General features: G+C 67.9%; 17 protein-coding genes and 1 pseudogene. 12 read left to right on the top strand and 6 right to left on the bottom strand.

Annotated features, from left to right (window positions below):
• Nucleotides 1-19: 19 nt before the first annotated feature.
• The 6 genes from speD to C7389_RS22585 all read left to right on the top strand — a co-directional run bounded on the left by speD (nucleotide 20) and on the right by C7389_RS22585 (nucleotide 6,662).
• Entirely contained in the window at nucleotides 20-412 is a 393-nt protein-coding gene (gene speD, locus C7389_RS22610; RefSeq protein ID WP_133594933.1) for an adenosylmethionine decarboxylase, read from the top strand.
• Nucleotides 409-1,293 carry a polyamine aminopropyltransferase gene (gene speE, locus C7389_RS22605; RefSeq protein WP_133594932.1) on the top strand — a complete coding sequence of 295 codons (885 nt, stop codon included), beginning with the start codon at nucleotides 409-411 and terminating at the stop codon, nucleotides 1,291-1,293. Before speD ends, speE begins: the two co-directional genes overlap by 4 nt.
• A 149-nt stretch (nucleotides 1,294-1,442) precedes the next feature.
• The gene (gene rsmB, locus C7389_RS22600; protein WP_246034938.1) at nucleotides 1,443-2,693 is read left to right on the top strand and encodes a 16S rRNA (cytosine(967)-C(5))-methyltransferase RsmB; all 1,251 of its coding nucleotides are present in this window, start codon (nucleotides 1,443-1,445) and stop codon (nucleotides 2,691-2,693) included.
• Complete coding sequence (locus C7389_RS22595; RefSeq protein ID WP_133594930.1) at nucleotides 2,653-3,276, top strand: DUF4390 domain-containing protein; 624 nt, start codon at nucleotides 2,653-2,655, stop codon at nucleotides 3,274-3,276. Before rsmB ends, C7389_RS22595 begins: the two co-directional genes overlap by 41 nt.
• Nucleotides 3,273-5,411, top strand: coding sequence for a sensor histidine kinase (locus tag C7389_RS22590; RefSeq protein WP_133594929.1), 2,139 nt, complete (start codon nucleotides 3,273-3,275; stop codon nucleotides 5,409-5,411). Before C7389_RS22595 ends, C7389_RS22590 begins: the two co-directional genes overlap by 4 nt.
• 3 nt (nucleotides 5,412-5,414) lie before the next feature.
• Nucleotides 5,415-6,662, top strand: coding sequence for a sigma-54-dependent transcriptional regulator (locus C7389_RS22585; RefSeq protein ID WP_133594928.1), 1,248 nt, complete (start codon nucleotides 5,415-5,417; stop codon nucleotides 6,660-6,662).
• Between the two features lie 45 nt (nucleotides 6,663-6,707).
• Here the strand turns inward: C7389_RS22585 and C7389_RS22580 are convergent, their stop codons facing one another.
• Nucleotides 6,708-6,941: a hypothetical protein gene (locus C7389_RS22580; protein ID WP_133594927.1), complete on the bottom strand. Its 234-nt coding sequence runs from the start codon at nucleotides 6,939-6,941 to the stop codon at nucleotides 6,708-6,710.
• Nucleotides 6,942-7,310: 369 nt separating this feature from the next.
• Between C7389_RS22580 and C7389_RS22575 the strand changes: the two genes are divergently transcribed.
• Both C7389_RS22575 and C7389_RS22570 read left to right on the top strand, forming a co-directional pair.
• Nucleotides 7,311-7,577 (top strand): hypothetical protein, encoded by a 267-nt coding sequence (locus C7389_RS22575; protein ID WP_133594926.1) that lies wholly within the window; start codon nucleotides 7,311-7,313, stop codon nucleotides 7,575-7,577.
• Nucleotides 7,561-7,812 (top strand): hypothetical protein, encoded by a 252-nt coding sequence (locus C7389_RS22570; RefSeq protein ID WP_133594925.1) that lies wholly within the window; start codon nucleotides 7,561-7,563, stop codon nucleotides 7,810-7,812. Before C7389_RS22575 ends, C7389_RS22570 begins: the two co-directional genes overlap by 17 nt.
• Before the next feature lie 233 nt (nucleotides 7,813-8,045).
• On the opposite strand, the gene C7389_RS22565 is transcribed toward C7389_RS22570, so the two are convergent.
• The 5 genes and pseudogenes from C7389_RS22565 to C7389_RS22545 all read right to left on the bottom strand — a co-directional run bounded on the left by C7389_RS22565 (nucleotide 8,046) and on the right by C7389_RS22545 (nucleotide 10,383).
• Nucleotides 8,046-8,522: a hypothetical protein gene (locus C7389_RS22565; RefSeq protein WP_133594924.1), complete on the bottom strand. Its 477-nt coding sequence runs from the start codon at nucleotides 8,520-8,522 to the stop codon at nucleotides 8,046-8,048.
• Between the two features lie 8 nt (nucleotides 8,523-8,530).
• Nucleotides 8,531-8,890: a hypothetical protein gene (locus C7389_RS22560; protein WP_133594923.1), complete on the bottom strand. Its 360-nt coding sequence runs from the start codon at nucleotides 8,888-8,890 to the stop codon at nucleotides 8,531-8,533.
• Nucleotides 8,891-8,914: 24 nt separating this feature from the next.
• The gene (locus C7389_RS25210; RefSeq protein ID WP_246034940.1) at nucleotides 8,915-9,625 is read right to left on the bottom strand and encodes a hypothetical protein; all 711 of its coding nucleotides are present in this window, start codon (nucleotides 9,623-9,625) and stop codon (nucleotides 8,915-8,917) included.
• A gap of 77 nt (nucleotides 9,626-9,702) precedes the next feature.
• Nucleotides 9,703-9,771: pseudogene (locus C7389_RS25905) on the bottom strand (PAAR-like domain-containing protein); the annotation flags it as partial.
• A 72-nt stretch (nucleotides 9,772-9,843) separates the two neighbouring features.
• On the bottom strand, nucleotides 9,844-10,383 hold the full coding sequence (locus C7389_RS22545; protein ID WP_133594920.1) for a bacteriophage T4 gp5 trimerisation domain-containing protein: 540 nt from the start codon (nucleotides 10,381-10,383) through the stop codon (nucleotides 9,844-9,846).
• A 119-nt stretch (nucleotides 10,384-10,502) separates the two neighbouring features.
• Between C7389_RS22545 and trkA the strand changes: the two genes are divergently transcribed.
• From trkA to C7389_RS22525, 4 genes are all read left to right on the top strand, one after another.
• Complete coding sequence (trkA, locus tag C7389_RS22540) at nucleotides 10,503-11,906, top strand: Trk system potassium transporter TrkA (RefSeq protein WP_133594919.1); 1,404 nt, start codon at nucleotides 10,503-10,505, stop codon at nucleotides 11,904-11,906.
• Between the two features lie 26 nt (nucleotides 11,907-11,932).
• Complete coding sequence (locus tag C7389_RS22535; RefSeq protein WP_133594966.1) at nucleotides 11,933-13,390, top strand: TrkH family potassium uptake protein; 1,458 nt, start codon at nucleotides 11,933-11,935, stop codon at nucleotides 13,388-13,390.
• A 96-nt stretch (nucleotides 13,391-13,486) separates the two neighbouring features.
• Nucleotides 13,487-14,557 carry a uroporphyrinogen decarboxylase gene (gene hemE / locus C7389_RS22530; RefSeq protein WP_133594918.1) on the top strand — a complete coding sequence of 357 codons (1,071 nt, stop codon included), beginning with the start codon at nucleotides 13,487-13,489 and terminating at the stop codon, nucleotides 14,555-14,557.
• A gap of 382 nt (nucleotides 14,558-14,939) precedes the next feature.
• Nucleotides 14,940-17,114 (top strand): primosomal protein N', encoded by a 2,175-nt coding sequence (locus C7389_RS22525; RefSeq protein WP_133594965.1) that lies wholly within the window; start codon nucleotides 14,940-14,942, stop codon nucleotides 17,112-17,114.
• The last annotated feature ends 227 nt before the right edge of the window (nucleotides 17,115-17,341 follow it).

The following is a 17,341-nucleotide window of genomic DNA, read 5'->3' as shown; positions in this document are numbered from 1 at the left end:
GACCGTACCGAACCTGGCAATGAATGGACTTCATCTGATTGCCGATCTCTACCGTTGCGGCGGCGAAGCAGTCGCACTCAGCGAGCGAGAGGCGCTTGAAACCCTATGCGTGAAGGAATGCCGCGACGCCGGCCTGACGCCACTGGGAGCTTACTTCTACCAGTTCCTGGATGATGAAGGTGAGCCGGCGGGTGTGACCGGCACGGTGGTGCTCGCGGAGTCCCACCTGGCGATCCACACCTGGCCGGAGACCGGCGACGTCACGCTGGACGTCTACGTCTGCAACTATTCCCGCGACAATAGCGATCGCGCCCGTAGCGTCTATCGCCGGGTAATAGAGGCGATGCAGCCGGAGGACATCGCCGAGCACGCGGTGAATCGTGGCCGCGAGCCGGTGGAGATCGAGGCGTGAGCGCGCTCCTGCCCCACATAGACGGCGTACTGGCCGAGTACCTGGCGGACGACGCCGGCTACTTCATCGCCGGTGGCCGCTTGCTGGAGCACGGCCGCTCCGAGTTCCAGGACTACGAAGTGTGGGACACCCCTCGCTTCGGCAAGCTGTTCAGGCTGGACGGCTGCTTCATGACCTCGGAGCGAGACGAGTTCTACTACCACGAGAACCTGATCCAGGTACCGGCCCTGGCCCATCCCGGACCGCGCAGCGCGCTCATCATTGGCGGCGGCGACGGTGGCTCGGCCGAGGAGTTGTTCAAGCACCCAGGCATGGAACGGGTGCTGATGGTGGAGCTGGACGGCAAGGTGGTGGACATCGCCCGCCGCTATCTCGGCGAGGTGCATCATGGCGCGCTGGACGATCCCCGGCTGGAGATCCGAATCGGCGATGGCCTCGCCTACGTGGAGCGTGAAGGGCCGGCGAGCGGCGAGCGCTTCGACCTCGTCGTGCTGGACCTCACCGACCCGGTCGGGCCGGCGGAAGCGCTCTACAGCGAAGCCTTCTTCCATGGTTGCCGCAACCTGCTGGCGCCCGGTGGCGCCCTGACCCTGCACATCGGCGCCCCGGTCTTCCAGCCGGAGCGGGTAGCCGGACTGGTGCGCGGCCTGCGGCAGGTCTTCGCCCATGTGAGCCCGTATTTCCTCTACATCCCGCTCTACGGCAGCCTGTGGGGCATGGCTTGCGCCTCGGACGCGGTGCAGCCGGCGGCATTGAGCGCCGCGCAGGTCGATGCGGGTATCGCCCAACGGCAGCTGGGCCGTCTTCAGCACTACAATGGCGCCGTCCACTGCGCCCAGTTCGCGCTTCCCAATCACTTGCGTACGCTGCTCGCCGAATGAAGCGGGGAGGGCGGATGCAGCCAGCTTTCCCAGTCTCCATCGTGCCTTCTTCCTCCGCTCCACGCGGCAGCGCCCAGCGTGGCAGCCGCAATTCCCCGCCCCGGCGGCAAGCGCCCGCGCTGCCGCCGCAGGACAGTCTGGCCTACGCCATGCTGCAGGCTGCCCAACTGGTCGCCGGCGTGCTCGAAGGCGCCAACCTCACCGATGCCTATGAAAAGCTGCTGAAGGCCCAGCCCGGGTGGAGCGACGCCACTCGCGGTGCGGTGCGCGATCTTGCCTGGAGCACCCTGCGGGATTACGGCCGTGGCGACGCGGTGCTCAGCCAGCTGGTGCCCAGGCTGCCGCCGCCCTTCATCCATGGCCTGTTGCTGGTGGCGCTGTGCCGGCTGGCGCAACGGCCGGAGCAGGCGCATACCGTGGTCGATCAGGCGGTGAGCGCCGCGGCGGCGCTGATGCCCGGTCTGAAGGGCATGGTCAATGGCGTGCTGCGCAATGTGCTGCGCCAGACGGACGCCGTGCGCGGCTGGCAGGCGGAGGACGAGGAGTCCCGCTACGCCCATCCGCGCTGGTGGATCGCCGAAGTCCGCGCTGCCCATCCCCAGAACTGGGAGGCGGTGCTGGCCGCTGGCTGCAGCCACCCGCCTATGTCTCTGCGCATCAACCGCCGTCGCGCCGAGGCGCAGGCGGAAGCGGCTCGGCTTGCCGCTGCCGGGCTGCCCGGCCGTCTGCTGGCGCATGGCGCGCTGCTGCTGGAACGGCCGGTGGCGGTGGGCCGCCTGCCGGGCTATGCCGAGGGCCGACTGTCGGTTCAGGATGCCGGCGCCCAGTGGGCTGCCCGCCTGCTGGCGCCGCGCGCCGGCGAGCGGGTGCTGGATGCCTGCGCCGCACCCGGCGGCAAGACGGCGCACCTTCTGGAAAGCGCCGACATCGACCTGCTGGCGCTGGAACTGGACCCGCAGCGCGCCGCCCGCATCCAGAGCAACCTGGAGCGCCTCGGCCTGCGGGCCAGGGTGAAGACCGCCGATTGCCGCGACGTGGACGGCTGGTGGGACGGCCGCCCTTTCGACCGCATCCTGGCCGACGTACCCTGCTCCGCCTCCGGCGTGGTGCGTCGGCACCCTGACATCAAGTGGCTGCGGCGCAAGGAAGACATCGCCACCTTCGCCGAGCAGCAGGCGGCCATCCTGGATGCGCTTTGGCGCACGTTGGCCCCCGGTGGCACAATGCTCTACGTCACCTGCTCGGTCTTCGACGCCGAAAACGGCGCCCAGGTCGAGCGTTTCCTTGCCCGCCACATGGATGCCGAACGCCTGCCCATAGACGGGCGCCCAGCATTCCAGCTGCTACCGAACGCCGAACATGACGGCTTCTATTACGCCTTGCTGCGCAAGTCGGCCTGATCGTCTGCGCGGTCGCCTGCGGGCGGCCCTCGCTGCGCTGCTGCTCGTCGTCCTCGCCCTCGCCAGCCCGCTCGCCGCGGCGGATGACGCCACCATCACCGGCGCCGAGATCGTCGCCGACGATGGCAGCTACGTGCTCAACGCCGACATCGACTTCGAACTCAACCCCCGGCTGGCGGACGCGGTGACGCGCGGCGTGTCGCTCTACTTCGTCGCCGAAGTGCAGATCGAGCGGCCGCGCTGGTACTGGTTCAATGCCACCGTGGTGGATCGCCAGCTCAATTACCGCCTCTACTACCACGCCATCACCCGCAGCTACCGCCTCTCCATCGGCCGCTTCCACCAGAACTTCGATTCGCTGGAAGCCGCGGTGCGCACCATGCAGCGCATCCGCAACTGGCAGGTGGCCAACGGCGACGAACTGCAGGCCGGCGTTTCCCACCAGGTTTCGCTGCGCTTCCGCCTGGACACCAGCCAGCTGCCCAAGCCCTTCCAGGTGACCGCGCTGGGCAGCCGTGACTGGACCTTGGCCTCAGACTGGGTGCGTTGGACCTTCCTGCCCGGAATCCCCGCCTTCCGATGAAACGCATCGCGCTCGTCATCATCGCCGCGCTGGCCGGGATCTCGCTGTTCCTGCTCACCACCGCGAGCGCGAACACCGAGCTCTTCGCCAGCGGCTACCCCTATCTGCTCGCCCTCAATGGCGTGCTCACGGTGGCGCTCGCCGGCCTGGTGGCGGTGCAACTGCGTTCGCTGTGGCGCGAGTACCGCAGCCGCCAGTTCGGCTCCCGTCTCAAGTACCGGCTGATGCTGATGTTCGCGCTGATGGCGCTGGTGCCGGGCGTGCTGGTGTATGCGGTATCGCTGCAGTTCGTGGTGCGCAGCATCGAATCCTGGTTCGACGTGCGGGTGGACTCCGCGCTGGAGGGCGGCATCGCCCTCGGCCAGAACGCGCTGGACTACCTCGTCAGCCAGGTGGACGCCAAGGCTGCCGACATGGCGCTGGACCTGGAAGACGCCGAGATGGTCGCGCCCACCCGGCTCAACCGCCTGCGCGAGTTCGCCCAGGTCGGCAGCGCCACCGTGATCTCGGCCACCGGCCAGATCATCGCCACCGCCTCGGATGGCGCCGCCGTCGACGGCGTGCCCCAGCTGGTGCCGGATCTCCCCACCTCCGCGCAGCTGCGCCAGGCGCGCCAGAGCCGCTCCTTCCATGCGGTGGATACCCGCGCCGACGGCCGCCTGGTGATCCGGGTGCTGGTGCCGATTCCCACCCGCTCGCTGGCCGGCGAGCCGCACCTGCTGCAGCTCACCCAACCGGTGCCGGAAACTTTCGCCCGCCACGCCGAAGCGGTGCAGGACGCCTACCGCGACTATCAGCAACTCACCCTCAGCCGCACTGGCCTCAAGCGCATCTACACGCTGACGCTGACGCTCACCCTGCTGCTGGCGTTGCTCACCGCCGTCGCCGTCGCCTTCATCCTCGCCCGCCGGCTGGCGGCACCGCTGCTCATCCTCGCCGAGGGCACCCAGGCGGTGGCGCAGGGCGACTACAGCCCGCGCCAGGCGCTGCCGGCACGCGACGAACTGGGTGTGCTCACCCAGTCCTTCAACCAGATGACGCGCCAGCTGGAAGACGCCCGCGCGGTGGCCGACCGCAACCGTGCGGCGGTGGAAGCGGCACGCGCCTACCTGGAGAGCGTGCTCGCCAACCTCTCCACCGGTGTGCTCGCCTTCGCCGCCGATGGCTCGCTGCGCGCCGCCAACCGGGGCGCGATGGAAATCCTCGCCGACGACCTCGCCGGCTTCGAAGACATTCCGCTGGCCGAATGGCCGCGCCACGCCGCCTTCCGCGATGCGCTGCTGGCGGGCTTCGCTGGCCACGATAGCGACTGGCACGAGCAGATCGAAGTCTCGGTCAAGGACTGCCAGCCGCTCACCCTGTTGATCCACGGCTCCCGCCTGCCGGCCAATGGCGGCCTCGTCGTGGTGTTCGACGACATCTCCCGCCTCGTCGCCGCCCAGCGCACCGCTGCCTGGGGGGAAGTGGCGCGGCGGCTGGCGCACGAGATCAAGAACCCGCTCACGCCCATCCAGCTCTCCGCCGAGCGCCTGGCCTTCAAACTGGCCGACCGGCTGGACCCGGAAGGGCGGGAGATGCTGGAGCGTTCCACCCAGACCATCGTCAACCAGGTGGAGTCGATGAAAAACCTGGTGAACGCCTTCCGCGACTACGCCCGCCTGCCGGTGCCCATGCTGGGCGAGCTGGACCTGAACGCCCTGCTGCGCGAAGTGCTGGGCCTGTACGAGAGCGCCGCCATCCGCCTGCGGCTGGAGCTGGCGGTGGACCTGCCGCGTGTGCAGGGCGACGCCGCCCAGATGCGGCAGGTGATCCACAATATGCTGCAGAATGCCCAGGACGCGCTCGCCGGCCAGGAAGGCGAGAAGGCGGAGGTGATGGTCATCACCCGGCGCGACGGCCCGCAGCAGGTCCAACTCATCTTCCGCGACAACGGCCCCGGCTTCCCTGAAGAGGTCCTGGCCCGCGCCTTCGAACCCTACTTCACCACCAAGTCCCGCGGCACCGGCCTCGGGCTCGCCATGGTGAAGAAGATCGTGGACGAGCATGGCGGCGACGTCCGGCTCGCCAATCGCGACAGCGGCGGCGCCGAAGTGCGCATCCGCCTGCGCGTTGCAGCAACCCGTGGTGACAATTGAACAATGGCAAAGATACTCATCGTTGACGACGAAATCGGCATCCGCGAACTCCTGTCGGAGATCCTGCGCGACGAGGGCCACGACATCCAGCTCGCCGAGAACGCCGCCGCCGCCCGCGCTGCGCGCCACGCCAGCCGGCCGGACATGGTGCTGCTCGACATCTGGATGCCGGACACCGACGGCATCACCTTGCTGAAGGAATGGTCCGCCGCCGGCCAGCTCACCATGCCGGTGGTGATGATGTCCGGCCACGGCACCATAGACACTGCGGTGGAGGCAACCCGCATCGGCGCCATCGACTACCTGGAAAAGCCGATCGCGCTGCAGAAGCTGCTGGCGGCGGTGAAGCGCGGCCTGCAGCGGCCGACCACCGCCGGCAGCGCCGCGCCGCTGACGCTGGCCGCCTTCGCCCGCTCGCTGCCGCTGCGCGAACTCAAGCGCCGGGTGGACCAGATCGCCGACAGCTCGCGGGTGCTGCTGCTGCGGGTGGCCGCCGGCAGCCTCGCCGAACTCATCGCTCGCAGCGTGCAGCCGGCCGGCTCGGCCTGGCTGGACCTGGCGGCGGTTACCGCGCCGCTGGACATCTCCCAGCTGCAGGGTTGCGGCGGCGGCGTGCTCTACGTCGGCGAGCTGGGCCGGCTCTCCCGCGCCCAGCAGAAGAATCTCGCCTTCGCTGTCGAACGCCTGGAGCGCTACGACCTGCGGCTGGTGGCCGCCACCGACCGCAGCGCCGAGGCCCTGCTGGCGGAAGGCTGGGACGAGGCGCTGCTCGCCCGCCTGTTCGAAGTCAGCCTGGCGCCGCCCTCGCTGGCTGATGTGCGCGACGACCTGCCGGAGCTGGCATCGCAGATCCTGGTGCATCTGGCCGAAGGCGGCGAGGTGCCATTGCGCCGCTTCTCCAGCGCCGCGCTGAACCATTTGCGCACCCTGCCGTGGCCAGGCGGTTACCTGGAGCTGCGCGCGGCGGTGAAGTCGCTGGCGCTGGGCACGCTGGAAGAGGAGATCGGGCCGGCGGAGGTGCGTCGCCTGCTGGCGCCGATGCCGGACAGCAGTGCCGCCGGCATCCAGTTCGACCAGCCCCTGCGCGAGGCCCGCGAGGCCTTCGAACGCATGTACTTCGAACACCACCTGCGGCTGGAGGGCGGCAACATGACCCGCCTGGCCGAGAAGACCGGGCTGGAGCGTACCCACCTCTACCGCAAGCTGAAGCAGCTCGGCCTGCAGGCCGGGCGACGGCACGAAGAGGTTTGAAGGCGGCCTGAACACCGCGGGGCTGGAGACCGCCCCGCGCTCATTTCAGCGTGAGGCGACCGCTTTGCGCGCGCTGTACGGCAGCTCCGTCACCGGCTTGCCGCCCTCGGTGCGCAGCACGGCTTCCTCCACCGCGGGCGCGGCAAAGCCGGCGGCCTGCAAGGCGCGGCTGACATAGCCGGGGGCGTGGGTGTAGCGGCCGCTGGGCTCCAGCCGGTAGCCGGGCGCATCCGCCGCAGCCGCCATCTTTTCCACGGTGAAGACGAGGTGGCCGCCCATGCCAGCGCCGCCGCCGCCGCGGCGCAGACCGTTTCCAGCGCGCCGAAGCAGCACAGCGTATCCGCGACACCACCAGGTCGTAGCTGCCCAGCGTGGCATCCTGCAGGCAGCGGGTGAGCTCGGCCTTCACCAGACGGTCGTAGGCGCCGGGGCCCTGGGCCTGGGTCAGCATCGGACCGGAGAGGTCGATGCCGGTGAGTTCGCGCGCATAAGGCGCGCAGCGGCCCGCACAAGCCGGTGCCGCAGCCGGCGTCCAGCACCGCAAGCCCGCGCCTACCCTCGCCGCAGGCGGCCGCCACCTCCTTCGCCACCAACTCGGGCCCCTTGTAGGTCTGCGCCGCAAGCTTGGCGTCTAAGCCGTCGGCGAAGTTGTCGAACACCGGCAAGCGCCAGCGCCATGCCGGTACGCTGCCACCCGCTCATGGCCTGCTGGAGGGAGTTGGCGAGGTATTTCTTCTGCTCGCGCTGGAAGATCTCGTCGTCCGCCCGCAGCAGGGCACGCGCGGCGATCCTGGTATGCACCCGGGGGCGTTGAAGTCGTCGCTTGGCCACTGCAGAAAGGTATTCGGCAAGGACAGCAGCCAGGTCTTGCGGCTGCCGGAGCGTTCAGCAGAGAGACATGGCGCAGCAGCTTGAGTGCAGCCAGGCGCATCTCGGTCTGCGCATCCATAGGATGGCCGCCATTGTCGGTCCAGGCGCCAACGGCGCCCAGCATGCCCTTGTCTTCGGATACCGCATCATGCCCGATCAGCTTGCCCTTGCCGCCGCCCTGCTTGCGCAACTCGTCCAGGCTGGCGTGGCCCGGGTCGCAGCCTTCGTCGGACATCCGATTGCGCGGCCGCGCTTCGCCAGCGGTTGCCATTCATCCTGATAAGCCTCCAGGCTGTTCAGTCAGCGCTTGGCGTAGTCGTTTGAATTTCTGGTTCCAGCCGGTCATGTCGCTGTGGTGTTTCCCTTGACGCTGAGCGGTGGTGGCGAATCACCCGCCAAAATAGGCCAGGCGGTCCCTGATGCTTTGCAGAAGGCCCTTCTCCGCTGGAGTGATGGGGCGAGCGGGTTGGAGGGGTGCAGTCCCCGACTGCGGTGGATGAGCCCTTCATCCTGCTATTCCTTTTGCATGGAACTTCGGCGGCCGTCGTGCTGCTTGCCCTTGCTTGAGGGTCTCGGCTCGCGGGTGGCGAGGTCCAGCGTGTAGCGGCGCCCCAGCTCATCCACGATCTCCAGCGTCTTGCCCCCGGGCCCGGCTCTCAAGCGGCGGATGAAGACATCCTGGACGTCCTCTTCCAGCGCCGGGTCGTAGCGCGTCTCGTAGATGCGCTGCAGCCACAGCTCCTGACCGCTTCCGGCGTCGATCGCGGCAACATAGCCCCCTTCCTGGGGGAGGGAACGGGCGCGGGTGCCGAGCGCCGCTTCGTAGCGGATTCCGGCGATGGTGACCGGCCGTACCGGCGCCGGGGCGACGCGCTTGGCTGCTGGTGCGCCAGCGTTGTCGGCCGCTGGCATTCCGGCCAGGGCGGCCTGGCCGCCAGCCAGCATGGCGAGCAGGCCGAGGAGCATGAGTGGAGGACGAGGGGTGCGCATCGTGGCCCTCAACGGCTGGCCACGCTGCGTGTGGCCACGCTGCGGGTGGCCGGGGCGAGCATCAAGCGTCGGCCGTTTTCGTCGGTCACCGTCAGCTTGCCCTTGGGGCCGGCTTTGAGTTCTTCGATGAAGACATCCTGCACATCCTCGTCCAGTTCGTCCTGGTAGCTGATCCGGTACACCTGCAACAGCCACAGGGCGCGGCCGCTGCCGGCGTCGAAGGCTTCGATGTAGCCGCCGTTCTGGCCCAGGCCGCGTTCGCGTCCCCAATGCACCGCCTCCAAACGCAGGCCGTCCAGCGTCACCGCGTCCACCTCGAGTGGGCCGGTGCGCTTGGGAGCGGGCGGGGCGAAATCGTCGTCTGTCATGGTGGGTTCGTCCTTGGGCGGCGGCTAGTAGAGCACCTTCGTGCGGTGGCCCGCCGACAGGTAGCCGGCGAGGTCGAGGGCGAAATAGCCCCAGCTGTCGGCGTTCTCGATGGCTTTCGCGTAGGCCAGGGTGGCCGTGGCGGCTTGCGGCTGCGGTTCGAGGTAAGGGCCGATGCGGCCGAGGACCCCGGCCGGGCCGGCGGCGCCCGCCGGCAGTAGCAGCACGCTGTCGCCCACTTCCAGCGGTTTGCCTTCCAGGCACAGGCAGCGGCAGGGCGCGCGCGCCTGCATATAGGCCTTGCACCACTTGGACGTGTAGAGGTTCCATGCCCAGGCCGAGCCATTGACGTACTGGCGGAAGCGGCTGGACAGTCCGTCGAGTCGGGCGACGAGGTCGGCTGGTGGCGGATAACCCTTTTCAGCCCATTTCTGGCGGGTCTTGAGACATTTCGGGCAGGGGCTGCTGAGTTTCTCTCGCGCCCTGTACTGCCTCGCCAGATTGGCTGCGACCGCGTCGAGCTTCAGCTGGACCTCCCGGCTGTAATCGGCATGATGGTCGTGGAACTGCCCAGGTGCGAGCAGCATGGCTTGTTCGACGTACCGCCACTTTGGCGTGCTTGCGGTGATGCTGCCGGGCTCGCTGGTGAGATAGGCGGAAGTATCCGCATCCGCCGAGTTCTCGGGCAGATCCTCGTCTTCCTCATCCGCTTCGTCAGCGGTGCTCCAGACACGCAAGCCGCCCCGGCCGCCACCGACGGCGTACGAGCCGGGCGGATGGACGCCGTTTTCGCTGCCCTGTCGGACGACTTGCCGATGTTGGGGTAGGGAATGGGGATGGGGCCGCCCGGCGAGGGGGTATTGCAGACGTCGGGGAAGACCATGCTCATCCCGCCACTGCTCTTGTGCGCGAAACCCTGGATGTTATGGATGCATGGCATGAGGAACTCCGGGGGTCAGCCTGCGGGAGTATTGAGCAGGAGTGCGGCACGGTCGCCAAGGTCTGAAGAAGCATAGACCAGGCAGGGGCTGGGCCGATAGCCGCCGGCCAGGGCGTGGGCGGCAAGGGCCGCGAGGAAGGGGCCGAGATCGAGCGCGTCATTGTTGCCTATCGTGACGCTGCGATCCTGCCCGACCGTGACCGTCTCGTTCCCGCCGACAGACTCGCTGCGGTTGGCGCCGATGGAGATCGTTTCGTTCTTCTCCACCGACTCATTGCGGTTGGTACCGATATTGATCGTTTCGTTGTTGCCCACCGATTCGGTGCGGTCGTTGCCGACCGTCACGCTCTCGTTGTGGTCGATGTTCTTGCTGTCCTGGTTCTTCTCGGCGTGGATGAAGAGCTGTTCCGAGCCCTTCTTGTCCTCGAAGCGGATCTCGTTGAAGTTCTCGGTGCCGCCGTCCTTGGTGGAGCGCGTCTTGATGCCGGTCTGGGTCATGTTGGCCGGCAGTTCGTAGGGCGGCGACGTGGCCGGTGAAGTAGCGCTTGCCGCCATCCGGCTGCAGCACGCGCAGGCTGATGGGCTTGCCGAGCAGGGCGTATACCGGCCGTGTTCCGCGGCGCAGGGCGCACGCGTAGAATCCGCCTTCCTGAATGCGTCTGGGGCATCGCCCGGTGAAAATCATCATCCTCGGCGCCGGGCAGGTCGGCGCCTCGGTGGCCGAAAACCTGGTGTCGGAAGAGAACGACATCACGCTGGTGGACACCAATCCGGACCAGCTTGCGAACCTGCGGGAACGGCTGGAGGTGCGCACCGTGTTCGGCAACGCGGCTTCGCCCTCGGTGCTGCGCGAGGCGGGCGCCGATGATGCCGATCTGCTGATCGCGGTGACGCAGTCCGACCAGACCAATCTGTGCGCCTGCCGCATCGCCCGCACGCTGTTCAACCTGCCCACGCGCATCGCCCGGCTGCGCTCCACCGACTACGTGGATCACCCGGAACTGCTGAACGACGAAAACTTCGCCGTCGACTTCTCGATCTGCCCGGAGCAGATCGTCACCGACTACATCAAACGCCTCATCGCTTTCCCGGAGGCGCTGCAGGTGCTGGACTTCGCCGACGGCGTGGTGAGCCTGATCGGCGTGCGCGCCTTCGAGGGCGGGCCGCTGGTGGGGCATCCGCTGAAGGCGCTGCGCTTCCACCTGCCCAACGTGGAGGTGCGCATTGCCGCCATCTACCGCAACGGCGAGCCCATCCTGCCGGAGGGCGACACGGTGATCGTGCCGGGCGACGAGGTGTTCTGCCTCGCCGCCACGGTGCACATCCGCCAAGTGATGCGCGAGCTGCGCCGCACCGACCGGCCGATGCGCCGGGTGCTGATCGCCGGCGGCGGCAACATCGGCTGCCGCCTCGCCCGCTCCATTGAGCAGGACTACATCGTCAAGATCCTCGAGGTGGACGCCCGCCGCGCCGAGTCGCTCGCCTCCCAGCTGCCGAAGACGCTGGTGTTGCGCGGCGACACCACCGACGAGAAGCTGCTGGAGAACGAGGGCATCGACGAGATGGACCTCTTCGTTGCGCTGACCAACGACGACGAAGACAACATCATGTCCGCCTCGCTGGCCAAGCGCATGGGCGCGCGCCGCACGCTGGCGCTGATCAACCGCAAGAGCTACGTGGACCTGGTGCAGGGCGGGCCGATCGACATCGCCATCTCGCCGGCCCACACCTCCATCGGCTCGCTGCTCGCCCATGTGCGCCGTGGCGACGTGGTGGCGGTGCACAGCCTGCGCCGCGGCGCGGCCGAGGCGCTGGAGATCATCGCCCACGGCAATTCCCGGGATTCCAAGGTGGTCGGCCGCCGCATCGAGGAGATACCGCTGCCCAAGGGCGCCAGCATCGGCGCCCTGGTCCGCGACGAGAAGCGCGGCGACGGCAAGGTGATACGCCGCGCGGTCATCATTCCGCACCACGACACCTTGGTCGAGCAGGGCGACCACGTCATCATCTTCTGTACCCACAAGCAGCTGGTACGCAAGGTGGAGAAGCTGTTCCAGGTCGGCTTCACCTTCCTCTGACGCCACGCCCGATGCCGTATTCGCCCCTGCGCCCCTACGCTCCCGCGCTCAACGCTCTCGGCATGATCGTGATGATCTTCGGCCTGCTGATGCTGTTCCCGCTGGCGGTGTCCGCCTGGCTGGACGATGGCGCCGCGCTGGCCTACGACCAGGCCATCCTGGTCACCTTCGTCAGCGGCCTGTTGCTGTGGTCCTTCACCCGCAGCCCGCGGCGCGACCTGCGGGTGCACGACGGCTTCCTGCTGGTGGCCGCCGCCTGGGTGGTGCTGCCGGTGTTCGGCGCGCTGCCGCTGCTCGCCTACCTGCCTGAGCTGAGCTTCACCGAAGCCTATTTCGAGGCCACCTCCGGCCTCACCGCCACTGGCGGCACCGTGCTCACCGGGCTGGATGCGCTGCCCACCTCCATCAACCTGTGGCGCACCTTCATGCACTGGATAGGCGGCATGGGCGTGCTGGTGCTGGTGGTGGCCATCCTGCCGCTGCTGGGCATCGGCGGCCGCCAGTTGTTCAAGGCGGAAGTGCCGACGCCGATGAAGGAGACCAGCCTCACCCCGCGCATCACCGAAACCGCCAAGGGGTTGTGGCTCACCTATAGCCTGCTCACCCTGGGCTGCGGCTTCAGCCTATGGCTCGCTGGCCTATCGCCGTGGGACGCGGTAATCCACGCCTTCTCCATCACCGGCCTGGGCGGCTTCTCCAACAAGGACGAATCCCTGGGCTACTTCCACAACTTCAACGTGGAGATGGTGGCCATCGTCTTCGCCCTCGCCTCGGCGCTGAACTTCGCCACCCACTACATGGCCCTGTCGCGGCGCAGCCTGAAGCCCTACCTGTACGACCCGGAGATTCCCTTCTTCTTCGGCGTGCTCGCTTTCAGCATCGCCATGCTCACGCTCTACCTGTACAACTACGGTGCCCACACCGACCTCGCCACCACGCTGCGCTACGTTGCTTTCCACGTGGTCTCCATCTCCACCTCGCTCGGCCTGGCGACCTATGACTACACCCAGTGGCCGATGTTCGCCCAGCTGTGGATCCTCTTCCTCGGTAGCTTCATCGCCTGCTCCGGCTCCGCTGGCGGCGGCATCAAGATGATGCGCGCCATCATCCTGTACAAGCAGGTGCTGCGCGAGATCGTGCGCTCCCTGCACCCCAACGCGGTGCGGCCGGTGCGGCTGGGCCGGCAGCCGGTGTCGGAGAGCGTGCTGCACGCGGTGCTCGGCTTCAGCTTCATGTACATGGTCAGCATCGTCACCCTGACGCTGATCCTGTCCGCCACCGGGCTGGAGCTCATCACCGCCTTCTCGGCGGTGGTCGCCTGCCTCAACAACACCGGCCCCGGCCTGGATGCGGTCGGCCCAGCCTTCAATTACCAGTCCATGACCGCTTTCCAGACCTGGCTGCTGTCCTTCACCATGATCCTCGGCCGGCTGGAGATCTTCACCCTGCTGGTGGTGATGACGCCGACCTTCTGGCGGCGCTGAGGCGGGCGGCCGGCCCCGCTTTTGCGCTTGTCCTCGCCCGGGCGGCCGGGGCAGGCGATAATCCCCCTTTTCCGGTACGGCCTAAAAGGACTCGACGTGAGCCGCCTTCAGAACGACACCTTCCTGCGCGCCCTGCTGCGCCAGCCCACCGACTACACCCCCGTCTGGCTGATGCGCCAGGCCGGCCGCTACCTGCCGGAGTACTGCGAAACCCGCAAGCGCGCCGGAAGCTTCCTGCAGCTGTGCAAGAGCCCGGCGATGGCCTGCGAAGTCACCCTGCAGCCGCTGGCCCGCTACGATCTGGATGCCGCCATCCTGTTCTCCGACATCCTCACCGTGCCGGACGCCATGGGCCTGGGCCTGTACTTCGCCGAAGGCGAAGGCCCGCGCTTCGAGCGCCCGCTGCGCGACGAATGGGAGATCCGCAATCTGGCCGTGCCGGATCCGCATGCCGAGCTGCAGTATGTGATGGACGCCGTCGCCGAAATCCGCAGCGCCCTTGACGGCAGCGTGCCGCTGATCGGCTTTTCCGGCAGCCCGTGGACGCTGGCCTGCTACATGGTGGAAGGCGGCTCTTCCGACGACTACCGCAAGGTCAAGACCCTGGCCTACAGCCGGCCGGACCTGATGCACCACATCCTCGGCGTGACCGCCGACGCGGTGGTCGCCTACCTCAACGCCCAGATCGAAGCCGGCGCCCAGGCCGTCATGGTGTTCGACTCCTGGGGCGGCGTACTGTCCGAGGCCGCCTATCGCGAGTTCTCGCTGCGCTACCTGGAGCGGGTGAATGCAGGCTTGATCCGCGAGCGCGAAGGCCGCCGCGTGCCCAGCATCGTGTTCACCAAGGGTGGCGGCCTGTGGCTGGAGCGCATCGCCGCCATCGGCTACGACGCCGTCGGCCTGGACTGGACCATGGACATCGGCCGCGCCCGCCAGCTGGTGGGCGACCGCGTGGCGCTGCAGGGCAACCTGGACCCCAACATCCTGTTCGCGCCGCCGGACGTCGTCGCCGACGAAGCCCGCCGCGTGCTGGATTCCTATGGTCCGCACGCCGGCCACGTCTTCAACCTCGGCCACGGCATCTCCCAGTTCACCCCGCCGGACCATGTGGAAGTGCTGGTGGATACGGTGCATCAGCACAGCCGCTTGATCCGTCAGGGCGCTTGAGCGCATCTCGGAAAAGGGGCGGCCTCGCCGCCTCTGTCAAGCAAAAAATAATACCGATCGGGCTTGACTTATACACATCCAGGCGTTCTTGGCGGGTCTGACGCACGAAGCTGGTGCGTTATGCACATGATTTTGTAGATATTTGATTTTTAAAGATAAAAACTTTGCGCAATGTTAAGGCAAAGTGACAGAAACGCTTATGCCACACCGGGTTGGCGGCGATTCACCCAGCTTTCCCACAAAGTTATCCACAGCTTTTGTGGACAAGCCTGGCGCCGTTTTTCCCGGCAAGTGCTTACCGCCCTTTCGTGCAGCTTAATCTCACAAAAGAGCGGTAACTGACTGATAAATATAAGAACAAGCAAACATCTCCTTGCTCCTCATGCCCATCGTCCGCGTCGCCCTGCCAGTCCCGCTTCCGCAACTCTTTGATTACACGGCTGAAGATGCGGATGGCAGCGATGTCGGCCGGTGCGTGCGAGTACCCTTTGGCCGCGGGGACAAAAGCGGCGTGATTGTCGCCCTGCCCGGCGATGCCGAGGTAGCGAGCGCCAGACTGAAGCCGGTGCACCACATCCAGCGCGACGTGCCGCCGCTGCCGGCCGATTGGCTGGAACTGGTCGGCTTCGTCGCCCGCTATTACCACGCCCGCCTTGGTGAGGTGGTCGCGCTGGCGCTGCCGCCGGGGCTGCGCCGCGCGGATGGCGTCAGTGGCGAGGATGTGGACCCGCCACTGGACCTGACCGCCGCCGGGCAGGCTGCGCTGGCCGAGGCCCGCCGCGAAAGCCGCGCCCTGGCATTGCTGAGCGAGGCGGTCGCTGCCGGCCTTCCCGCCCGGCGCAGCGTGGTCCGGGCCCTGCCCGCTGGCGCCGCAGTGGGCGATGCACTCAAGCGCGGGTGGCTAGCCATCTCTGCCCAAAGCCAGCCTCGCCACCTTGCTGTCGGCCTGCCCACGCTCACCGAGGACCAGGCCGCCGCAGTGGCCGCCTTCGACGCGGCGGAGGACGGCTTCCGCTGCTGGCTGCTTCACGGCGTGACCGGCAGCGGCAAGACCGAGGTCTATCTGCGCCTGGCCGAACGCGCGCTGGCCGCTGGCGGGCAGGTATTGATGCTGGTGCCGGAGATCGCCCTCACGCCCCAGCTGGAAGGCCGCGTCGCCAGCCGTTTCCCGGCCGCCAACGTGGTGGCCTTGCACTCCGGCTTGGCGGAAGGCGCGCGCTCGCGCGGCTTCGTGCAAGCCCTGACCGGCCAGGCGGACATCGTGCTCGGCACCCGGCTGTCGGTATTCGCGCCGCTGCCGCGGCTGGGCTTGATCCTGGTGGACGAGGAGCACGACGCCTCCTACAAGCAGCAGGAGGGGGTGCGCTATTCCGCCCGCGACGTCGCCGTATGGCGGGCGCGCCAGCGCAAGGTGCCGGTGGTGCTAGGTTCGGCCACGCCTTCGCTGGAGAGCTGGCTGCACGCCCGCAACGGGCGCTATGCCACGCTGAACCTCAGCCGCCGGGCGGTGGCATCCTCCTTGCCCAAGGTGCGCTGCATAGACACCAGCCGGTTGCGCCTGGACGAGGGGTTGAGCCCGGCGCTGCACAAGGCGTTGGAGGAAAGGCTGGCGCGCGGCGAGCAGAGCCTGGTCTTCCTCAATCGCCGTGGTTACGCGCCGGTGCTGTCCTGCCCCTCCTGCGGCTGGATCAGCACTTGCCCCAACTGCTCCGCCAACTTGGTGGTCCATCTCGCCGACCGCCGTCTGCGCTGCCACCATTGCGGCTGCGACGGCCCGGTGCCGGCGGCCTGCCCCAGCTGCGGCAACCAGGACATCCAGCCCTTCGGCCGCGGCACCCAGCGGGTGGAGGCGCGCCTGGCCGAGCTCTTCCCCGCAGCCAGGGTGCTGCGGGTAGACCGCGATGCCGCCCGCACCCGTAGCCAGTGGGAAGCGCTGCTCGCCACCATCGCCAATGGCGGGGCGGACATCCTGGTCGGCACCCAGATGATGGCCAAGGGGCATGACTTCCCGCGGCTGACGCTGGTCGGTGTCATCGGCGCCGACTCCTCGCTGCACGCCGCAGACTTCCGTGCGCCGGAACGCCTGTTCCAGCAACTGATGCAGGTCGGTGGCCGCGCCGGCCGCGGCACCCTGCCCGGCGAAGTACTGATCCAGACCGAGTACCCCGCCCACCCGCTATACCAGCATCTCTCCCGCCAGGATTTCGACGCCTTCGCCCGCATGGCACTGGACGAGCGCCGCCAGGCCGGTTTCCCGCCCTACACCCACCAAGCCATGCTGCGGGCGGATGCGCCGCTGCTGCACGACGCGGTGGCCTTTCTCAAGGAGGCCAGGGCATTGGGCGAGGAGCTTGCCGGGGATGCGGTGCGTCTGTTCGACCCGGTGCCGATGCGCCTCACCCGGCTGGCGCGCCGTGAGCGGGCGCAGCTGCTGGTGGAGGCGGACCAGCGTGGTCCCCTGCAGGCCTTCCTGCTGGCGTGGATGGAGGCTCTGTACCGCCAGCGTGCGCCGCGCGATCTGCGCTGGCAGGTGGATGTGGATCCGCTGGACGTCTGAACCCGGCGAGAGGGCAGGCGGGAGATTGCGGCGCGCAAGGGTGAAGCGGCGCACCAAAGAAAAAGGTTCTTCGCGCAATCTGGGGGAAGTAGTGGTTGACGGTTCGGAGGTTGGTAGATTGGCAGTCGCCAGACAAACCGATCCCCTTCCTCTTCCCCGTCATGCGCGATGCTATGTTGGGCGTGGTCTTCTGGGAAGGCCACGTCGTCGATTCATCTCAGGAGCAA

Origin of the sequence: Azoarcus indigens (assembly GCF_004361735.1) — a bacterium.
GTDB classification, from domain to species: domain Bacteria; phylum Pseudomonadota; class Gammaproteobacteria; order Burkholderiales; family Rhodocyclaceae; genus Azoarcus; species Azoarcus indigens.
This window is presented reverse-complemented; position numbering and strand designations above follow the sequence as displayed.

Bases quoted from the DNA above. Each gene is read 5' to 3' on its own strand.
- C7389_RS22585 (WP_133594928.1), top strand. From the start codon at position 5,415: ATGGCAAAGATACTCATCGTTGACGACGAAATCGGCATCCGCGAACTC.
- C7389_RS22545 (WP_133594920.1), bottom strand. From the start codon at position 10,383: ATGGCGGCAAGCGCTACTTCACCGGCCACGTCGCCGCCCTACGAACTG.
- speD (WP_133594933.1), top strand. From the start codon at position 20: ATGAATGGACTTCATCTGATTGCCGATCTCTACCGTTGCGGCGGCGAA.
- C7389_RS22590 (WP_133594929.1), top strand. From the start codon at position 3,273: ATGAAACGCATCGCGCTCGTCATCATCGCCGCGCTGGCCGGGATCTCG.
- C7389_RS22565 (WP_133594924.1), bottom strand. From the start codon at position 8,522: ATGCGCACCCCTCGTCCTCCACTCATGCTCCTCGGCCTGCTCGCCATG.
- C7389_RS22525 (WP_133594965.1), top strand. From the start codon at position 14,940: ATGCCCATCGTCCGCGTCGCCCTGCCAGTCCCGCTTCCGCAACTCTTT.
- C7389_RS22560 (WP_133594923.1), bottom strand. From the start codon at position 8,890: ATGACAGACGACGATTTCGCCCCGCCCGCTCCCAAGCGCACCGGCCCA.
- rsmB (WP_246034938.1), top strand. From the start codon at position 1,443: ATGCTGCAGGCTGCCCAACTGGTCGCCGGCGTGCTCGAAGGCGCCAAC.
- C7389_RS22580 (WP_133594927.1), bottom strand. From the start codon at position 6,941: ATGGGCGGCCACCTCGTCTTCACCGTGGAAAAGATGGCGGCTGCGGCG.
- C7389_RS22595 (WP_133594930.1), top strand. From the start codon at position 2,653: ATGACGGCTTCTATTACGCCTTGCTGCGCAAGTCGGCCTGATCGTCTG.
- C7389_RS22570 (WP_133594925.1), top strand. From the start codon at position 7,561: ATGGCGCAGCAGCTTGAGTGCAGCCAGGCGCATCTCGGTCTGCGCATC.